This is a genomic window from Campylobacter concisus (assembly GCF_003048445.1).
GTDB lineage: Bacteria > Campylobacterota > Campylobacteria > Campylobacterales > Campylobacteraceae > Campylobacter_A > Campylobacter_A concisus_BF.
This window is the reverse complement of sequence record NZ_PIQW01000008.1, coordinates 1-16,558: the sequence shown is the minus strand read 5'-3', so window position 1 is coordinate 16,558 and position 16,558 is coordinate 1. Positions and strand designations below refer to the sequence as shown.

Sequence of the window (16,558 nt, the reverse complement as noted above, 5' to 3'; positions counted from 1 at the left end):
TTAAAAAATAAATTTACATCAGGAAAGATCATGACTAGAATTTTAATGATAGAAGATGATATGGAGCTTGCTGAAATTTTAACTGAATACCTAGAAAACTACGACATAAAAGTAACGACGGCCGAGGAGCCATATATCGGACTATCTACTTTAAACACAAGCGAATTTGACCTAGTTATCCTTGATCTTACGCTCCCTGGCATGGACGGACTAGAGGTGTGCAAAGAGATAAGAAAAAAGCACAACATCCCTATAATCATCTCAAGCGCAAGGCACGATATAACGGACAAAGTAAATGCCCTAGATAACGGCGCGGATGACTATCTGCCAAAGCCTTATGACCCACAAGAGCTTCTTGCTCGCATAAAAAGCCATCTAAGAAGGCAGAGCATAGCTCCAGCTAATGAGGCAAGGAATTTAAACAAAGACTTAGTTTTAAAGGAATTTGAGAGGGAAATTTTATTTAAAGGCAGCGTGCTAAATTTAACTGCAGCGGAGTATGACATCTTAAAATATCTGCTTCAAAAAGAGGGCGGGGCGGTCACTAGAGAGGAGCTCATCTACAACTGCGAGAGCATAAATGAAGATAGCTCAAACAAAAGTATCGACGTCATCATCGGCAGAATTCGCCAAAAACTAAATGAAAATCCAAAAGAGCCAAAATACATCCACGCTATCCGCGGCATCGGCTATAAGTTGGTTCTTTGATGCCAAGATCTTCTATATTTATAACGATAACGTTTATCTTTGGACTCGCGCTCGTTTCGATATTTCTAGCCTTTTTGTGGCTCATGGGCTTTGACAAGCAAAACTACACAAGAGAGCTAAATAACAAATACTCAAACGTCGCTAGGACAAATTTGCTCTACATGGGTGGCATCATAAACAAAGCCCAGTATGACCGTCAGCTCTCAAACATCGACATGCCAGAGATCACCGCCAAAAATGAAAAAGAAGAAATTTTAAAAAATGCAGCCGTTTTAGAAGAAATTTCAAGTGATCTAGGATCTAGTGCTATCTTGCTTTATGACAAGCACCACTACCTAAAGATCGAGCATTTAGACGAGCTAAAGCTTTTGATGGATAAAGAATTTCAGCCTTACAGATACGAGGTGATAAAGGCTGTGTTTGCCGTAGTTGCGGTCATTTTGCTGGCTGCTTATATCTTTGTAATTTACAAGATAAAACCGCTTAGAAAGCTAAAGCGTCAGATTGTTAAATTTGCAAATGGCGAGCTTGACGGCGTGCAAAATGTCGGCAACGGCAAGGATGAAATTTCTGAAGTTTCAGAGGCATTTTATGAGGCTGTTTGTCAGATCAAAGCACTAAATGACTCAAGGCATCTTTTCTTAAGAAATATCATGCACGAGCTAAAAACGCCTATCACAAAGGGGCTGATCGCCGCTCAAATGATAGAAAAAAGCAAAAATCAAGAGAGGCTAATCTCTGTCTTTCACAAGCTTGAAAATTTGATAAATGAGCTTGCAGCGATCGAGCAGATCACTTCAAAGATAGGACTTACAAACAAAACGCCTTGCCTTATGAGAGATCTCATCGATGAAGCTATCGATATAGCGATGGTTGAAAAAGAGCATGTTGGTATCAGTGAGCTTGATGAGGTTAGGGTGATGGTTGATTTTAAGCTATTTTCAGTTGCTATAAAAAATATGATAGATAATGGCATAAAGTATTCAACCGATAAGCACGTAAATATCATGGTTAGCAAGGATCATATGAAATTTATAACTCAAGGCGAAAAGCTGAAAAATGACCTTGACTTTTACATCCAGCCATTTATCAAAGGCGAGGATGCGCAAAAGAGCTTTGGTCTAGGTTTATATATAGTTAGCAACATCCTTGAGGCTCATGGACTAAAATTTGGCTATGAATACAAAAATGGAATGAATGTCTTTATTTTTGAAAATTTACAAGATATAATAGCGGCGTAAAATCAAAACCGCAAAAAAAGGAGTGTAAAAATGGCGGCAAAAATCTTCTCAGCAGTTGATATTTTATCAATAATCGATCTTGAGATAGCTTTTATAAAGCGATACAAAAACGTAAAGGACTATGCGAAAAATTTATCTTTGATATATTTTTCTTTGCCAAATAGTAAAGAATATGGCGAAATTTTTGAAAAAATCCTAAGACAAACTGACGTTGTCATAAGAGAAAACGAACACTATGTAGTCGTACTTCACGGCACAAACGAGAGAGGCGCTAGCGAGCTACTAACTGGCATACAAGAGTTTTTAAACGCTGAGCCGATCGATCTAGTAGTTACCTATCCAAAAGATGGAAAAGACGCAAAAGAGCTTGCTATAAAACTTCAAGATGAGATAAAAGATAACTACGGTGTCTTGCTTGAGATGCTTGTAAATCAAGATAAATTTGAAGTTTTTGAAGATATCGTTTGAGATAAATTTGGAGGATGATTAGAAAATTTACTACTATTTTTTGCAGTTTTGCTTATAACTAGCATTTTATTTAGCAAAATCTCTGATAAATTTGGAATTCCTTCTTTAATAATATTTCTAGGTGTTGGCATGCTAGCAGGCTCAGACGGCCTGCTGGGTGTAAATTTTGATGATCAGGTGGTTGCTCAAAATGTCGGCATGCTAGCACTTATTTTTATACTTTATGCTGGTGGGCTAGATACTGATTTTGCAGCGATTAAACCTATCTTTGGTAGAGGTTTAGCGCTTGCTACACTTGGTGTTTTCTTAACCGCGCTAGCTATCGCTCCAGTAGCAAAATATCTGCTTGATTTTACCTGGGCGGAAGCCTTTTTGCTAGGCTCCATTATCTCTTCGACAGACGCAGCAGCTGTTTTTGCCATACTAAGAGCGAAGAAAATTTCACTAAAAAATGGCATAGCACCGCTTCTTGAGCTAGAGTCTGGCTCAAACGATCCGATGGCGATATTTTTAACTATGACGATCATTCAGATGATCTCGCTAAATAGCACTCCAAGTGCGTCAGAGTGGGCGATCACGCTGGTTAAGCAGTTTGGCATCGGCATAAGCATGGGCTATCTTTTTGGCGTGGCGCTACCAGCTATTTTCAACAGACTTAGCCTAAAGAGCTGGGGACTTTATCCAGTTTTTTCTATCGCTTGGATACTACTTTTATACACGATTTGTTTCAAGATCGGTGGAAACGGCTATCTAGCTGTTTATATAGCGGGAATTTTTATAAATAAAAAAGAGTTTTCGCATAAGAAAAATTTGATCGGCTTTCACGACGGTATCGCTTGGATGATGCAGATAGTGGTCTTTTTGACGCTTGGTCTTTTGGTAAATCCCTCACAACTTCCTGCAACTGCGCTGTTGGCGCTTATTTTGGCATTATGGCTCATGCTTGTTGCTAGGCCGCTTGGTGTTTTTGCCTCACTTGCCTTTTCTAAATTTAAGATAAATGAGCAAATTTTCATCTCATGGGTTGGGCTAAGAGGCGTCGTGCCTATCGTGCTTGCGACCTATGTTTATGTAGATGGTATTCCAGACTCGGGTATGATTTTTAACATTATATTTTTCATGGTTTTGATCTCTATTTTGATGCAGGGTATGTCGATCGGCTTTGCGGCTGATAAATTTAAGGTAAAAGAGAGCGAGCAGGCGCCAGCTGAAGTCATCGTAAACTCACCGATCCTTACCTACACGCTTCACCAGCACACCATACACTACGGCTCAAAGCTAGTTGGCAAAAACCTAGCTCAGCTTGAGCTGCCAAGTGAGTTTTTGATCCTTCTTGTAAAGCGTAAAAACGAGTATCTAAAACCAACTGGCTCGACTATCTTTGAAGAAAACGACCTACTTTTGGTGCAATGCGAAAACCAAGTGCTCTACCAAGATACGGTTAAGTATTTGACTTCTTGAAAGTAAATTTGAAAATTTATTTAGTTTTTAGCCACCTCTTTTTTGTAAATTTTAAAATTCCATTCACTCGCAAGAGTTGGCTACTAAAATTTGGTTTCGCTTACCGCTTAGCTCAAATTTTAGAGCCGAAATTACTCGTTCATAAAATTTTAAAGTTTTTAACTGCATGTAGTGCGAAGCACTGGAGCATGCACCTTGAATGTGCGAGGGGATTGAGGGATCTAAAGGGAGATAAGGGGACGGCTTCGTAATTCAAGTCCCTTTGTCTCCCTTTTGGATAAAAGAGTTTTTAAATTTAAGGTCTGTATTTTTAAAAATAGAAATTTACTATCGCGCAAATTTCAAAATTCCACTCACCCCTAAGAATTGACTACTAAAATTTAGCTTCGCTTATCGCTTAGCTCAAATTTTATAGCCAAAAACAAATCCGTTCAGTCTCATTTTATTTTGCTTTTTATAAAATCACCAAAACACTAGCAAAATGGGAGGCAAAATGCTTGATAATATCATCCTTGCGGTCTTAGTATATTTTGCAACATTCTTATTTATGTTTTTTCTACTCGCCTTTTTTGCCTTTTGGTATATAAGCGTGCCACTGCTTGTCATCTATATCGTTATAAAATTTATAAGGCACGCAAAAGAGTGCGAGAGGACATGCGGCAAGCTTAAGTAAATTTTAAATTTCTAGCCCAAAATGAGCTAGAAATTTGTTTATTCTAAGGCTTGGGCTAGGTCGGCTATCAGATCTTCGGCGTTTTCAAGACCTATGCTAACTCTTATCAGCTCTTTTGTGATGCCAGCTTTGATTAGCTCTTCGCTGCTTAGCTGCTGGTGAGTTGTCGAGGCTGGGTGCGTGATGAGCGATTTTGTATCGCCGATATTTACCACGATCTTAAAGAGTTTTACGCGCTCTAGCATCTTTTTTGCGCGCTCAAAGCTATCAGTCTCAAAGCAAAATAGCCCATTTGCCATGCCATCTTTAAAGTATTTTTGAGCCTTTGCGTGATCTACGTTGTCGGCAAGTCCAGGATAAGCCACGCTTTTTATATGTTTGTGAGAGTTTAGAAATTTAGCCACTTTTAGCGCGTTTTGCGAGTGTCTCTCAACTCTAACAGCGAGCGTTTCAAGCCCTTGTATGAGCTGCCAAGAGTTAAACGGAGATATCACAGCGCCGATGTCGCGCACGATAGCAAGCCTCATCCTTAGCGTGTATATGTCAAAACGATCCGTCATATCAGCATAAACGATGTCGTGATAGCTCGCGTCTGGCACGTTAAAGTGCTCATATCTCTTGTTGCCTTTTAGCTTTTCGTTTAGGTGATTTGCGCTTACAACGACACCCGCTAGGCTAAGACCCTGACCGCTCATATATTTGCTCGCACTATGCACGCAAACATCGACGCCGTGGCGAAGTGGCTGAAAGATGATAGGCGTTGGCACGGTGTTATCGGTGATGCTGATAATGCCATATTTGTTTGCGATTTCTACGATTTTTTCGATATTTGGGATAGAAATTTGCGGATTTGAAAGCGTTTCAAAAAATATAGCCCTAGTTTTATCATCTATCAAACCCTCTAGATCATCAGCGGTGTCGCTATCAAAGACTCTAGCCTCTATGCCAAATCTCTTTAGCGTATGCGTAAAAAGCACTGTCGTGCCGCCATAAATTTTCTTAGCGATGATGATATTATCGCCTGCTTGGGCTAAATTTATGATGCTGTAAAACAAAGCTGACTGACCGCTTGCAGTCGCTATCGCAGCGGCTCCGCCCTCAAGTGCAGCGACCCTTTTTTCAAAGATATCTGTCGTTGGGTTGCTAAGTCTTGTGTAGATGTAGCCGCCATCTTTTAGATCAAACCTAGCAGCTGCTGTCTCGGCACTTCCAAAGTCATAAGCTGTGCTTTGAAAAATAGGCACAGCCATCGTGCCAAAGCCTTCGTTTGTGTCGTAGCCTACGTGGATCGCAGCGGTTTCTTGCCTCATTTTTGCTCCTTGTTTGGTAATTTTTACGTAAATTATACATTAGCAAAGCCAACATTTAGGGGATAAAATCAAATTTTGATATAATTTGCCAAAAAAAAGGAAAAATTTGAACCAAGTCACGGACAAATTTAAGCGTGTAAAATATCTTCGTGCGCTAGAAAAATTTGCAAAATCAGCGATAAACGGGCTAAAAAGAGATGACTTTGACGAGGTTGAATTTCGCCAAAGAGTGGAGAAAAATGCGAAAGTCATCGAAAAAGTAGAGGCTGTTTATCTTGACCAGCCATACTCAAAGGCGCTAGAAAATTTTATAAATTTGCTTATCAAAAATGCCTCAAAAGAGGAGCTTTTAAAGGCGGCAAATCTACTTGATAAGCTAAAAAATCAAAAGACATATAAGAAAGAAAAACATAAAAATAAATTTAAGGATGAGGATTGAAAGTAGTTATTTTTGATATGGACGGCACGGTGATCGATAGCGGCGAGGCGATATATAAAACGGTAAATGAAGTGAGATATGAGCTAAATTTGCCGCCACTTGAAAAAGAATTTATCATAAAAGCGATTAATGAGCCAGGTAGAAATTTGGCCCTTGAGTTTTACGGCATAGACACACCAAGCAAGAGTTTAAAAGAGGGCTTTGAAGAGAAATTTAAGAAATTTTACGATGAGTGTGCGACTACCTATGATGGCGTAAAAGAGCTTTTGCAAAAGTGCAAAGAGGCTCACTATAAGGTCGTTTTGGCAAGCAACGCACCGCACGATACGCTAGAGAAAATTTTAAAGAAAAATGAAATTTATGAGCTATTTGACGAGGTTATCGGCGCTAGCAAAGAGATACCGCAAAAGCCAGATCCTGCGATGCTTCACCTAGCTGTTAGTAAAACTAAAGCCAACAAGGCGATATTTGTTGGAGATAGTCTAAAAGACGAGCTAGCTGCCAAAAATGCAAATATGCCCTATGTGCAAGTTTGCTGGGGATTTGGCGAGGAGAGCAAAACTGCCACGTATAACGCTAAAAATGTTAGCGAGGCTTGGGAGATAATATTAAATTTTTAACTTAGTTTTAATTGGCTATAATCTTAAGAAATTTTCAAAGAAACAGCGATGGTAGATATATTTGAGGGCAGTGCGAGGGATAAATTTTATGACATTTTGTTTAACGCAAATGCCGTTTTAGTTAAAAACGAGATAGATAAAATTTTTGAGAAATTTGTGGCTATGAGCGAGCTTTGCGAAAAGCATGGCGTTAATGAGGACGAGATCAGAAATTTTATAGCCTCAGAGCAAGATAAAGTTTATAACGGAGTAAATGACCTGTATATCGAGCTTAGCGGAGAAATTTTAAGCCAAAATGAGTAGAATTTTTGCGCTCATTGCTTTGCTTGTCGCTCTTGTCTTTGCAAAAGAGCCAAATTTTGACCCAAATTCGGTGCATACATTTGAGCTTAAAAAAGATGAGTGGGCGAGGGTCTTTATAACCGAGAAAAAAACTCAAAGAGTTGAGACGTTTGACTTTCGCTGGACGCTGTTTGATAGCACAAATATCACTGTGCAAAGCTTTTTTAGGCGCTATCCAAGGCAGATGGTCTTTTCGCTAAGACAAGGACAAAACACCTACATGCAGCGAGTTTTGCCTGATTTTATGATGCCGCCAAACGAGAGCGTGAGCCTTTATATATCATTTATTGATTTTAGGGACAAAAAGGCGCATTTTAGGGTGGCGCTGCTAGATGAGAGCAAGCGTGTGGATGTTGGTTTTAGAGATCCGCACGAGGATAAATAGAAGGATAAAAATGGATAAAATCGATGAAATAATGAGCAAATTTATAAGCGAGCTTGGCTATAAAGAGGCGTTTGAGATGTTTTTAAAGATAAGCTCAGGCAAGAAGCTACGCTCAAAACTTCTCTTAAAGATCGCAGGAGAGAGTGAAATTTCACTTAAGCTTTGCGCTATCATCGAGCTCATCCACCTTGCAAGCTTATTGCACGACGACGTCATAGACGAGGCAAATATAAGGCGCGGCAAACCAAGCATAAACGCACTTTTTGGCAGTAAAAACTCAGTCATGCTAGGCGACATCCTTTACTCAAAGGCTTATTTTGAGCTTACAAAATTTGATCCAAACATCGCAGCTGTCATCTCAGACGCAGTCAGCAAACTAAGCGTCGGCGAGATGATGGATGTGAAAATGGCTGAAAATTTTAACGAAAACGAGCAAGAATACCTAAAAATGATCTATTATAAAACAGCTGTTTTGATAGAAGCCACGGCTATTTGTGGGGCAAAGCTAGCTGGCAAAGATAGCGAGAAATTTGGACTTTATGGCAAAAATTTAGGTCTTGCATTTCAGATTGTTGATGATATATTAGACATCACTCAAGATGAAAAAACACTTGGCAAACCAGCACTAAACGACTTTGTCGAGGGCAAAACAACGCTTCCTTACATATATCTTTATAAGAGCCTGGATGAGGCTAGTAAAACAAAGCTTAGATCGCTTTGGGCAAAGAAGTTAAACGCGGACGAAATTTCGTGGCTAAAAGAAAATTTTGATAAAACTAGCTCACTTAGCAAAGCTATAAATGAGGCTAAAAGGCTTGGTAATGGGGCAATAGAAGCGATAAAAGAGTATAAAAACGCCGAGCTTGAAGGGATCATAAAAAGCATGATAGATAGGGAATTTTGATGCACTATTTAGACATAAGTTTTACATATAAAAATACTGATATTTCGGTCAGAGAGAAGCTTGCATTTGATAGTGACGATAAAAAAGAGCAAATTTTAAAACTGATAAACTCAAACAAAAACATAAAAGAGAGCATGGTGCTAAACACCTGCAACCGCGTCGAGATCATAGCTAGCGTAGAGGATGTAAAGGCTGCTACTGCTCATATCATCAGGTGTATGTCGATATTTTCAGGCGTTTTTGAAGATGAGCTTTATGAGAGAGCTGACATCTACGAAAACAGCGGTGCTGCACACCACCTATTTGCCGTGGCAAGCTCGCTTGATAGCCTAGTCGTTGGCGAAACGCAGATCGTTGGCCAGCTAAAAAATGCCTTTAAATTTGCCTATGATAATAACTCATGTGGCGAAGATATCAGCAAGATCATCCACTACGCATGTAAGTGCGCTGCCAAGGTTAGAAACGAAACTCAAATTTCTAAAAACCCGATCTCAGTTTCAAGCGTCGCCGTGGCAAAGGCAAAAGAAATTTTTGGCACGCTTGAAGGTAAAACAGCTATCGTCGTGGGCGCTGGCGAGATGGGCGAGCTAGCAGCAAAGCACCTCATATCAAGCGGTGCAGAAGTGATCATCATAAACAGAAGCTCAGAGCGCGTCGAGCAGCTAGTTGATAGCCTAGGAGATAACGCGAGCTGGGATAGCATTTTGAAGTTAAAAGAGTATGTAAACAACTACGATCTCATCTTTTCAAGCACTGCGGCCCCGCACGCCATCATCACAGGCGAGATCATCGAGCCAAGAGAATTTCACAGATACTTTTTTGATATCGCCGTGCCAAGAGATATCGATCTTTTAAACACAGAGCTCATCAGCGTCTATACGGTCGATAGCCTAGAGGAGATCGTGCGTAAAAATTTAGCCCTAAGAGAGGAGCAGGCGCAAAAAGCCTACTCGATCGTCGGTCAAGATACGAGCGAGTTTTTAAAGACTTTAAAAGAAGATATGAGCGTGCCTCTTATAAAATCTATCCGCAAACAGGCTGAAATTTGCGCGAAAAACGAGCTAGAAAAGGCGATGAAAAAGGGCTATTTAAAACATAGTGATTACGATGAGGCGCAAAAGCTCATCCATCAGGTCTTTAAAGCCTTTTTGCACCAGCCAACGATGAAGCTAAAAGGGCTTGCAGACGAGGAGAGAGCTAGCGAGCTTTCAAACGGAGTTAAATTTTTATTTGACATAAAAGATGAACAAAATTTTCAAGCAGGAGATATAGATGAAATTTAGTAAATTTTACGCCCCAACGACCAAAGAAGCGCCAAAAGATGCATCTTTACCAAGTCATCAGTTTTTGATAAGAGGCGGCTTTGTCGAGCAGATCGGCTCTGGGCTTTATAACTATCTGCCGCTTGGAAAGATCATGCACGATAAAATTTCACGCGTGGTAAAAGAGGAGATGAACGAGGCTGGCGCGCTGGAGGTTAGCTTTAGCGTGGTCACTTCAGGCGAGCTATGGAAGCAAAGTGGTCGTTACAACGTCTTTGGCAAGGAGCTTTTGCGCTTTAAAGATAGAAAGGATAATGACTTTGTCATAAGTCCGACAAACGAAGAGGCAGCCGTTGCTTTGGTGCGTGGCAAGGTAACTAGCTACAAGCAGCTACCGCTAAATTTATACCAGATAAACACTAAATTTCGTGACGAGGCAAGACCACGCTTTGGCTTGCTAAGAGGGCGCGAATTTACGATGAAAGATGGTTATAGCTTTCACTCGAGCAAAGAGGATCTAAAGCGTGAGTTTGACCTTATGGAGGCAACTTATAGTAAGATTTTTACCCGCTTGGGGCTAAATTTTAGAGCTGTTGAGGCTGATAGCGGAGCCATAGGAGGTAGTGGCAGTAAAGAATTTATGGTGCTTGCAAGTAACGGCGAGGATGACATACTTTGCTGTGAGGCTTGCAGATACGCTGCAAACGTTGAGGCTGCAAGACGCAAACCAAGAGTTAGCGAGGCTGAGGCGCCAGAGGCAGACGCGGCTAAATTTCTAACGCCAAATGCAAAAACGATAAAAAATGTGGCGGAGTTTTTCAAAGTTAGCGAGTTTTACTGCATAAAAGCTGTTATGAAAAAGGCGATTTATGAGGATAAAGAAGAGGTCGTGGTCTTTTTTGTAAGGGGTGATGACGAGCTTCAAGAGACAAAGGCGCAAAATGCTTGCAAGGCGCTAGAGCTTGTTGATGCTAGCGAGGCTGACGTGGCTAAAGCTGGGCTTGTGGCTGGTTTTTGCGGGCCAGTTGGGCTAAAGGATGTGAAATTTTTTATAGATAACGAGCTAAAGGGCGCAAACAACATGATATGTGGCGCTAACGAGAAGGATTACCACTTTGTTGGCGTTAGTGTTAGCGGATTTAACGAGGAGAGATTTAAAGACCTTGTAAAGGTAAAAGAGGGCGATAAATGCCCAGTTTGCGGCGGAAATTTAAAACTTAGCAAAGGCATCGAAGTCGGTCATATCTTTCAGCTAGGCGATAAATATTCAGCTGCGATGAACGCGACATATCTTGACGAAAATGGCAAGGCTAAGCCATTTTTGATGGGCTGCTACGGCATCGGCATCAGCAGGCTTATCGCTGTGATGATAGAGGCTAGCCACGATGAGAAGGGCTGCATCTGGAAAAAAGAGTGCGCGCCGTTTGACGTGGAGATCATCATCTCAAATTTAAAAGATGAAGCGGGCGTGAAATTTGCATTTGAGCTTTATGAGAGCCTCAAAAAAGCTGGCGTTAGCGTCATCATCGATGATAGAAACGAGAGATTTGGCGTTAAGATGAATGATTTTGAGCTTATCGGCTTTCCTTACGCGCTGCTCGTGGGTAAAGAATTTGCAAATGGCAAGGTTGAGTTTATCACGAGAGATGGGCTAAACAAAGAGGCGATAGAGGCAAACGACGCCTTTAGAAAGATAAAAGAAAGCTTATGAGATTTTTTGCATTTTTATTTTTTTTGATCGAAGCGGTGTTTATCTATCTTTTTGTAGATAAATTTGGCTTTTTAAACTACTTTCTTGAGGTGCTGGTCTCTGGATTTGTTGGTATCGCACTTCTTTTTAATGCTGGATTTTCTAGTTTAAATTCGCCTCAAGTAGCGTTTAAGAGCTTTCTTGGTGGAAATTTATTTAGTCAGTTAGGACTTAGTTTTGGCGGAGCGCTGCTATTTTTGCCAGGAATTTTGACAGACATTTTTGGTATCGCCGTGGTCGTTTTTTCTTTAGTGTTTAAGAAAAATGCAGCGAAAAATGAGAGCTATCAGGAGTTTAAATTTCAAAATTTTAGCGAGCAGGGCAGTAAAAAAGATGATGGCGAGATCATCGACGTTGAGGTCATCGAAGAGCCAAAAAGAGTAAATTAGGAGAGATGATGAAAGAGATAAAAATAGCAACTAGAAAGAGTATCTTAGCGCTTTGGCAAAGCGAGCATATCAAGGCTAGGATCGAGGCGCAGCACAAGGGCGTGAAGGTCGTACTTGAGGGCATGAAGACAAAGGGCGACGTGATACTTGACACGCCACTTGCAAAGATCGGCGGCAAAGGGCTTTTTACAAAAGAGCTTGAAGATAGCATGCTAAAAGGCGAGACTGACATCGCGGTGCATAGCCTAAAAGATGTGCCAGTAGTCTTTCCAAAAGGGCTTAAACTAGCTGCCATTTGCTCACGCGAAGACACTAGAGATGCGATGATAAGTGAGAAATTTGCTAAATTTAGCGACCTACCGCACGGTGCAAAGGTTGGCACAACGAGCCTGCGCCGCAAGATGCAGCTACTTATCATGAGGCCTGATCTTGAGATCATCTCGCTTCGTGGAAACGTGCAAACTAGACTTAGAAAGCTAAAAGAGGGCGAATTTGACGCGATCATTTTGGCGATGGCTGGCATAAACCGCCTAAATATCAAGGCTGAAGTGGCGCACATCTACACATTTGGCTTTGACGAGATGATACCTGCGATGGGTCAGGGCGCTCTTGGTGTCGAGGCTAGAGATGAGAAGCAAATTTTAGATGAGATTTCTTTTTTAAATGATGAAAATGCAGTTATAGAAACGACCATAGAGCGTGACTTTGTAAGCGTTTTGGAGGGTGGCTGCCAAGTGCCAATAGGCATAAGCGCAAGGCTAAAAGGCGATGAAATTTCTATCGATGCGATCGTTGGCCTGCCTGATGGAAGCGAGTTTATAAAAGATAGCTTAAAGAGTAGCAAAGATAAATTTCAAAGCATCGGCAAGGAGCTAGCGCATAAATTTATAGAAAAAGGGGCGAGAGAGCTTTTAAAGCGCGCTGAAGAGATGGCATAAGCGTGTTTGAGCTAAATTTTAAAGCAAAAGCCATAAACGCCACCAAAAATAGCAAAGACAACTACTATATGATCGGTCTTGCGGACGACAAATATAACTACAAAAACTACATAATCTTTCAAAGACCGATCAAACTAAAAAAGGGCGACGACGAAAACGCCGACATAAACGGCCTATATGCAGAGTGCAATGGCGATGTTTGTTATAACGCTTGCAAGCGGGTGACGATCTCTGAAAAAACTATCATTTTTGAGATACAAGATAGTCTCATTTGCGTAGATACCGAGGATGTTAAGCTTAATGAGCACTTTATGAGATATAGCAAAGAGATATTTGGCGAGCTGCTAGAGTGTAGCGTACCAAAATAATTTGTTTAAATTTAGAGATAAAAAGACGAAATTTTCTAAAATTTGCCGCCGTTTCAGGAGACGTGACGCTACCTAGCGTGCTAAATGCTGCAAGCCAAAACGCGGATAAGATATCGAGAAATAAAGCCGCGATTTAAAAGCGCCTTTTAAATTTGACCAAGCGTCAAAACCGTAGTCGGACTAAATTTTTATATTAAAATCCTTTGCGATCTTTGTTTTTAAGTCCGCACCGATCTTTTTAAACATAGCGTTCATTTTGGCATTTTTGTCCATAAATTTCTCTATTTGCAAATTTGCCTTGTCGCTGTTTTCTTTTATCATCTCGCGAGCTTTTTTCTCCGCGCTATCTTTCGTAAATTGTGCAAGCGCGGTAAATGATTTTACGAGAGTTTCTTTGATCTCATCTTTGGTCTGTGCACTAAAAAGCTCACCTATGATCTGCCCCAAATATGGCTCTATCTCGCTAAAAATGGCGGAATTTTGCTTCGCATTTTGCACCTGTTCGCTCACATGCTCGCCAAATATGCACTCGCTGCAAAAATGCTCGCAGTTGTTGATGAGTAGGTTGTATTTTTGCTCGCCTATGCGCTCTTTAGCCCGAAGCGCCACCTCCTGACCGCTAAATGGCGCATTTGCATACTCTTTTATCTGCCAAGTATCGCCGCTAGCAAACTCCTCGAGGCTAGTCATCTCTACCTTTGCGATGTTGCGTTTATCTAGCGGCACGACGTTGCTTAAGATCTCCTCAAAACAGCTTTTTTCAAGCACGATCCCACGCGCCAAGCCGTTATAATGCACGACCTTATCATCTCCGACGTAGATGCCGTGATGCTCGTAAAGCTTTACGCCAAGCACACTTCTGTCTACGAAGATGTGATCGCCTATTTTTGGTAAATTTTGCATATCTATCTCTATAAAATTTATTAAAAATCGTAATAAAACGACAAATTTAGCCCAAATTTGCTAAATTTAACTTTATTAAAATTTGGATAACTAAGTATAAATTTATAAGGAAAAATATGGACTACATCAAGCTTTTAAAAGATAATGGCCTACTTAGGGTGATCGATGAGCCAGTGGATATCGACCTAGAGATCGCGCACGCTAGCTACATCGAGGTTAAACGCGAGGGCTCACAAGCACTACTTTTTACAAACCCGGTCTGCAAAAAAACTGGGCGTAAATTTGCCCCAGTACTTACAAATATCTACGGCTCAAAAAGGGCGCTTGAGCTGATATTTGGCGTGCAGCCCGATGAGATAGCAGCTGAGATAGAAAAGCTTTTAAAGCCCAAAAAACCTGAGAATTTCAAAGAGAAGCTTGACTTTTTGGCCTATCTTTTTAGCATGAGAAAGATTTTTACCAAAAGGCTAAAGGGCGAGGGCGAGTGCCAGCAGGTCAAATTTATGGGCGAGCAGGCTGATCTTTTGAGCTTGCCTGCGCTAAAGACCTGGCCGCATGACGGAGGTGCTTTTATTACGATGGGGCAGGTCTATACGAAAAGTCTAGACGGCACGTTGCAAAATTTAGGCATGTATAGACTGCAAATTTATGATAAAAATCGCCTTGGCATGCACTGGCAGATCCACAAAGACGGCGCAAATTTCTTTCATGAGTATAAGCGCGCAGGCCGTAAGATGCCAGTCTCTGTGGCGATCGGCGGCGATCCACTCTATATCTGGTGCGGTCAGGCGCCACTGCCAAAGGGCGTCTTTGAGCTGCTACTTTACGGCTTTATCCGCAAAGAGCCAGCCAAGCTTGTAAAGTCGCTCACTAATGAAATTTACGTCCCGCACGACGCCGACTACGTGATAGAGGGCTTTGTGGATACTGCTAAGAGCGAGTTTGAGGGGCCATTTGGCGATCACACTGGCTTTTATACGCCAGTTGAGCCGTTTCCAGTGATGGAGGTCACGGCGATAACTAGCAAGCAAGACCCCGTATTTCACGCGACCGTGGTTGGCAAACCGCCGCTTGAAGATAAATACATGGGCTGGGCGACTGAGCGCATTTTCTTGCCGCTTTTGCGAACGACCGTGCCAGAGCTACTAGACTACAATATGCCTGAAAATGGCGTCTTTCACAACCTGATCCTAGCTAAGATAAATGCTCTTTATCCAGCGCACGCAAAGCAGGCGATGCACGCTTTTTGGGGAGTTGGACAGATGAGCTTTGTAAAGCATGCGATCTTTGTGGGTAGCGATGCACCAGAGCTAGCAGAATACGACAAATTTGCGGACTTTGTGCTTGATAGATTTGGCAGTGAGAGTGTGCTGATAAGCCAAGGTGTGTGCGATCAGCTCGATCACGCCAGTCCAAACTCGTGCTTTGGCGGCAAGCTAGGCGTCGACGCGACGCAGGACTTTTGTAAATTTAGCCCTGCGGTTTTAAGTGACGATGAGCTTTTGGCTAAATTTCAAAGTATTTCGCCAAATGTTAAGGAGCTTAGGCAGTTTAAAAAGCAGAGCAAAACGCCTATTTGCGTGGTAAAATTTGAAAAAGATCGCCCTGTAAAAGAGCTATTTTCTAAGCTTTTGGAATTTAGGGAGTTTTTCAAGCTTTTAGTCGTCGTGGATATGCAAAACTACCTAGAAAATCCATATATGCTGCTTTGGCGAGTGACAAATAACATAGATGCCTTGCGTGATATCTACGCAGAGGGCGAGCATTTCTGCGTGGATGCGACGAGCAAGAGTGAGCTAGAGGGCTACATGCGTGGCTGGCCTATGCAAACCGACTGCGAGCGCGAAGTAGTGGCTGAGCTTGTGAAGCGAGGCATAGTGAAAGATGAACCAGAGCTTTTTCATAAATTTGAGATATTTGGGTAGGGTTGTAGCCTAGTGGCTTTGGCACGCTCGTGCACAAAAGCGGCAAGAAAATGCGCTCAGCCCCCCACCCTTGTAGTTATATTCAAGCGGTTATGCTGGTCACAGTCGTGCGAAATGCTGGCCTCTGTTTGCTAGCCGTCTCCATCGCTAAGAATGGCTCGATCGGCGCATAAAGCCAGCGTGATCGCTCAAGTTCGCTCTTCGCCGTATATGCAAAGCTCTCAATCATTAAGCTTTAAATTTGATTTAGCATTTTGGCTTGATAAAATTGCTTTTAAATTTAAAAGATTAGTTTTTGCACTTAAAAATGACTTAGTTTAAGGCCATTTTTATATCGTAGTATAAAATTTCTTGCCATTTTTATGAAAATTTCTAGTTAAATTTATCTGTTTATCTGTTTATCTGGGTTTCTGGGTTTCTGGGTTTCTGGGTTTCTGGTTGGCTTGAAAACTGGCTATATTTCAACATGTCT

At 41.5% G+C, this 16,558-nt stretch carries 17 protein-coding genes and 1 pseudogene; 16 read left to right on the top strand and 2 right to left on the bottom strand.

Annotation, left to right across the window (positions count from 1 at the left end; translation table 11 throughout):
- Positions 1-30 precede the first annotated feature (30 nt).
- The 5 genes and pseudogenes from CVT14_RS05875 (at position 31) to CVT14_RS05850 (ending at position 4,551) form a co-directional block, all read left to right on the top strand.
- Positions 31-708, top strand: coding sequence for a response regulator transcription factor (locus tag CVT14_RS05875; protein WP_002940190.1), 678 nt, complete (start codon positions 31-33; stop codon positions 706-708).
- Positions 708-1,949 (top strand): ArsS family sensor histidine kinase, encoded by a 1,242-nt coding sequence (locus tag CVT14_RS05870; protein WP_087583134.1) that lies wholly within the window; start codon positions 708-710, stop codon positions 1,947-1,949. The genes CVT14_RS05875 and CVT14_RS05870 overlap by 1 nt, the downstream gene beginning before the upstream one ends.
- A gap of 30 nt (positions 1,950-1,979) precedes the next feature.
- Complete coding sequence (locus CVT14_RS05865; RefSeq protein ID WP_021085477.1) at positions 1,980-2,417, top strand: hypothetical protein; 438 nt, start codon at positions 1,980-1,982, stop codon at positions 2,415-2,417.
- 18 nt (positions 2,418-2,435) lie between these two features.
- Positions 2,436-3,878, top strand: a pseudogene (locus tag CVT14_RS05860) (potassium/proton antiporter); the annotation flags it as partial.
- A 493-nt stretch (positions 3,879-4,371) separates the two neighbouring features.
- Positions 4,372-4,551 carry a hypothetical protein gene (locus tag CVT14_RS05850; RefSeq protein WP_021089801.1) on the top strand — a complete coding sequence of 60 codons (180 nt, stop codon included), beginning with the start codon at positions 4,372-4,374 and terminating at the stop codon, positions 4,549-4,551.
- 38 nt (positions 4,552-4,589) lie between these two features.
- Here CVT14_RS05850 and CVT14_RS05845 read toward each other — a convergent pair whose 3' ends face one another.
- Complete coding sequence (locus tag CVT14_RS05845; RefSeq protein WP_021089776.1) at positions 4,590-5,861, bottom strand: O-acetylhomoserine aminocarboxypropyltransferase/cysteine synthase family protein; 1,272 nt, start codon at positions 5,859-5,861, stop codon at positions 4,590-4,592.
- Positions 5,862-5,967: 106 nt separating this feature from the next.
- Between CVT14_RS05845 and CVT14_RS05840 the strand changes: the two genes are divergently transcribed.
- The 10 genes from CVT14_RS05840 to CVT14_RS05795 are packed head-to-tail and all read left to right on the top strand — an operon-like array spanning position 5,968 to position 13,258.
- Positions 5,968-6,300: a hypothetical protein gene (locus CVT14_RS05840; RefSeq protein ID WP_107849922.1), complete on the top strand. Its 333-nt coding sequence runs from the start codon at positions 5,968-5,970 to the stop codon at positions 6,298-6,300.
- Positions 6,297-6,920 carry an HAD family hydrolase gene (locus tag CVT14_RS05835; protein ID WP_107849921.1) on the top strand — a complete coding sequence of 208 codons (624 nt, stop codon included), beginning with the start codon at positions 6,297-6,299 and terminating at the stop codon, positions 6,918-6,920. Before CVT14_RS05840 ends, CVT14_RS05835 begins: the two co-directional genes overlap by 4 nt.
- A 48-nt stretch (positions 6,921-6,968) precedes the next feature.
- A complete protein-coding gene (locus CVT14_RS05830) occupies positions 6,969-7,223 on the top strand; it encodes a DUF2018 family protein (protein ID WP_107849920.1) in 255 nt (84 codons plus the stop codon).
- Entirely contained in the window at positions 7,216-7,647 is a 432-nt protein-coding gene (locus tag CVT14_RS05825) for a hypothetical protein (protein WP_021089858.1), read from the top strand. The genes CVT14_RS05830 and CVT14_RS05825 overlap by 8 nt, the downstream gene beginning before the upstream one ends.
- Positions 7,648-7,657: 10 nt before the next feature.
- Positions 7,658-8,551: a polyprenyl synthetase family protein gene (locus CVT14_RS05820; RefSeq protein ID WP_107849919.1), complete on the top strand. Its 894-nt coding sequence runs from the start codon at positions 7,658-7,660 to the stop codon at positions 8,549-8,551.
- The gene (gene hemA / locus CVT14_RS05815; protein WP_002940193.1) at positions 8,551-9,834 is read left to right on the top strand and encodes a glutamyl-tRNA reductase; all 1,284 of its coding nucleotides are present in this window, start codon (positions 8,551-8,553) and stop codon (positions 9,832-9,834) included. The genes CVT14_RS05820 and hemA overlap by 1 nt, the downstream gene beginning before the upstream one ends.
- Positions 9,824-11,524 (top strand): proline--tRNA ligase, encoded by a 1,701-nt coding sequence (locus tag CVT14_RS05810; protein ID WP_021089844.1) that lies wholly within the window; start codon positions 9,824-9,826, stop codon positions 11,522-11,524. The genes hemA and CVT14_RS05810 overlap by 11 nt, the downstream gene beginning before the upstream one ends.
- Entirely contained in the window at positions 11,521-11,952 is a 432-nt protein-coding gene (locus CVT14_RS05805) for an FxsA family protein (protein ID WP_021089852.1), read from the top strand. The genes CVT14_RS05810 and CVT14_RS05805 overlap by 4 nt, the downstream gene beginning before the upstream one ends.
- A gap of 8 nt (positions 11,953-11,960) precedes the next feature.
- On the top strand, positions 11,961-12,890 hold the full coding sequence (gene hemC / locus CVT14_RS05800) for a hydroxymethylbilane synthase (RefSeq protein ID WP_021089850.1): 930 nt from the start codon (positions 11,961-11,963) through the stop codon (positions 12,888-12,890).
- 2 nt (positions 12,891-12,892) lie between these two features.
- The gene (locus tag CVT14_RS05795; protein ID WP_021089775.1) at positions 12,893-13,258 is read left to right on the top strand and encodes an Imm10 family immunity protein; all 366 of its coding nucleotides are present in this window, start codon (positions 12,893-12,895) and stop codon (positions 13,256-13,258) included.
- A gap of 180 nt (positions 13,259-13,438) precedes the next feature.
- On the opposite strand, the gene CVT14_RS05790 is transcribed toward CVT14_RS05795, so the two are convergent.
- Positions 13,439-14,161: a lecithin retinol acyltransferase family protein gene (locus CVT14_RS05790; protein WP_021085578.1), complete on the bottom strand. Its 723-nt coding sequence runs from the start codon at positions 14,159-14,161 to the stop codon at positions 13,439-13,441.
- Between the two features lie 116 nt (positions 14,162-14,277).
- Here CVT14_RS05790 and CVT14_RS05785 point away from each other — a divergent pair, with 116 nt between their 5' ends.
- Positions 14,278-16,086, top strand: a complete 1,809-nt coding sequence (locus CVT14_RS05785) for a menaquinone biosynthesis decarboxylase (RefSeq protein ID WP_021089856.1) — start codon at positions 14,278-14,280, stop codon at positions 16,084-16,086.
- Positions 16,087-16,558: the final 472 nt, after the last annotated feature.